This is a genomic window from Actinosynnema sp., from assembly GCF_052038725.1.
Genome location: NZ_JBQGCX010000385.1, coordinates 1 through 2,746, shown reverse-complemented (window position 1 = coordinate 2,746; position 2,746 = coordinate 1). Strand labels below are relative to the sequence as shown.

The following is a 2,746-nucleotide window of genomic DNA, read 5'->3' as shown; positions in this document are numbered from 1 at the left end:
GCCGACCGCGAGGTGCGGTCCGCCGCGCAGCACGTCCACCCGGTCCGTGCCCGGCCTGCCCAGCACCCAGCTCGACCCGCTCAGCGACTTCGCCTGCCGCTTGAGCGGGGCCAGCAGCCGCGACACCTCGCGGTACGACCCCACCGACCCGGTCGCGCACACCAGCGTCGCCAGCGACAGCGTCACCCGCAGCCCGTCGACGCCGAACTCCGAGTCCAGCACCCCGGCCCCGAACCCGACCAGCTCGTCCAGGCCCGCCACCAGCAGGAAGTCGTCCCCGCCCACGTGGCCCACCCGCACCGTCGGCAGCCCGGCCGCCCACTCGGCCAGCCGTCTGCCCACCGCCCGGATCAGGTCGTCGCCCGCCGCGAACCCGGCCCGGTCGTTCACGCCCTTGAACGAGTCCACGTCCAGCCAGCCCACGGCGAACACCTCACCCGCCAGCACCCGCCGCTCCACCTCGCGCGCGATCGACTCGCTGCCGGGCAACCGGGTCAGCGGGTTCATCGACGCCGCCTGCTCCACCTTCAGCTCGGCGACCCCGCGCACCACGTCCGCCACCCGCACCACGCCGAGGCACCTGTCGTCCTCGTCCACCACGACCAGGTCGTCGTTCGCCCGCTCCCGGTCCCCGTGCGTGACGACCTCCAGCAGCTCCAGCGCGCTGAACCGCGCCCCCACCGCCCTCGGCCGGTCCGCCAGCCGCGACGCCTCCCGGTTGGCGTGCAGCGCGTGCCCGAACGGGCCGGTCACCGCGAGCAGGAACCGGTTGCGCTCCAACGTCCACGACGGCCTGCCCTGCCCGTCGACCAGCACCACGCCGGTCACCGACGGCTGCGCGGCCAGCACCTCCCGCACCTCCTCGGCGGTCGCCGCCTCGGGCAGGGTCGTCGCCGGGTGCAGGAAGTCGGTCACGCTCGGCCCGGCCAGCCGCAGGTTCGGCGACGTGCGCGCCACCGCGTCCGGGTCGGCGGGCTCGACGAGCGCGGTCGGGATCGTCGCGGCCACGTCCGGCCGCCGCCGCGCGGGCGCCAGCAGGTCGCCCTGCGCCATCCGCACCCCGGCCCGCCGCAGCGCGGCCAGCTGCGCCTCGGTCTCCACGCCCTCGGCCACCAGCACCGAGCCGGTCTGCTCGCACACGCCCAGCAGCGCGGTCAGCAGCGCCGCCCGGCCGCCGTCGTCGGGCAGGCCGACGACGATGCCCCGGTCCAGCTTGAGCTGGTCCGGGGCCACGTCGGTGAGCAGCGCGAGCGGCACGTCGCCGTCGCCCACCCCGTCCAGCGCCACCCGCACGCCCGCGTCGCGCAGCCACCGCACGCCCGCCAGCAGCGCCTTGCGCGGGGTGCGCGTGTACGGCACGCCCAGCTCCACGACCAGGCGGTCGGGGGAGCGGCCGACCTCGTGCAGCGCGCGCAGCAGCGGCTCCAGCTTCTCCGGCTGCTCCGCGACGGTCATCGACATGAGGTTGACGTGCAGCGGCAGCCCGAACTCGTGCTCGGCCGCGTGCCGGACCGCCCGGCAGGCGAGCGCGACGTCCGCGTCCACCAGGTACCCGGCGCGGAACGCCGCCTGGAGCAGGTCGAGCGCGGTGCCGTCGTGCGGGCGGGCCAGGGCCTCGACCGCGACGACCCCGCCGGTGTTCAGGTTGAACAGGGGCTGGAAGGCGAATCGGACATCGTCCAGCAGGGCAGGCACGCCCCCGATCCTCCCCCCGGGCGGGGCGTTTGCCGAGGGGGTTCACCCGCTGTTCAACAAGCTTTGGCCGAAGAACACCGAACCCGCCAGCGAGGCCCGCACCCGCCAGGGGGAGGAGCGGAACAAGATCAACATTGTTGAGGTGAGTCCGCGCAGGTCATCGCGGTGCGAGAGGTACTCCCGCTGGTTCTCCACCGGCAATTGGAAAAACCGGTGAAAGAATTCCGGGATTTCCCGAGGCGCCAGCGACAGCAACGCGGTGAGACCGCGCAGTCGCAGCGCGTGCACCATTCTCGTCTCCTGCGTCCACAGCACCTCCGGCCCCTCACCCGCCGCCAGCGCGTCCGCGACCACCGGCGCCAGCCGCAGCGCGGTCGCCACCCCGTACCCCGTCGCCGGGTGCACCAGGCCGCCGCCCGCGCCGAACCCGTCCTCGGCCTTCGGCGCGTCCAGCGGGATGCGCACCCGCTCCTCGGCGGACGGCATCCGGACGCCGTGCGCGTCCAACCGCGACCGCAGCCGCAGCCGCAGCTCCGCCAGCGGCAGACCGGGCGCGCGGGCGAGCGAGGTCTCCTCCAGCAGCACCCGGTCCGGGCCCAGCGGCACCGCGTACAGGAACGTCGGGTCGCCCGTGGTCGCGGACGGCGGGCGGCGCCAGTCCATGATCACCGCCTCGCCGGGGGCGACGAACGGCTCCGCCTCGGCCTGCCCCACCACCACGCCCAGCGCCGTCTGCGCCGCCCGGCCACCCCGCGACCCGGTCGCGTCCACGACCCGCCGGGCCCGCAGCACCCGGCCGTCCGCGAGGCGCACCCGACCCTCCGCGCGCGCGACCCCGCGCGCGCGCAGGACCTGGACCTCAGGGGGGAGCTCCCACAGGCGGGCGTTGTCCAGCACCGAGTACTCGCGCTCCAGCACGTGCTCGGCCGTGGAGAACGCCCGCGCGCGCGACCGCGTCACCACCGGCGTCCCCTCGGGCAGCTCGTCCGACCACGCCGCGTACGTGGCCCGCCACGGCCGCTCGGGACGCGGGTCCACCAGCGCCACCTCC

General features: G+C 75.8%; 2 protein-coding genes. Both read right to left on the bottom strand.

All coding sequences use genetic code 11. The annotated features are described in order from the left end of the window. Positions 1-1,695, bottom strand: a 1,695-nt coding sequence (locus ACTUAL_RS07730) for an EAL domain-containing protein (RefSeq protein WP_440899763.1), incomplete at its 3' end; no start/stop codon positions are given. 42 nt (positions 1,696-1,737) lie between these two features. Then, on the bottom strand, positions 1,738-2,746 hold a 1,009-nt coding region (locus tag ACTUAL_RS07725; protein WP_440899762.1), incomplete at its 5' end, for a lycopene cyclase family protein.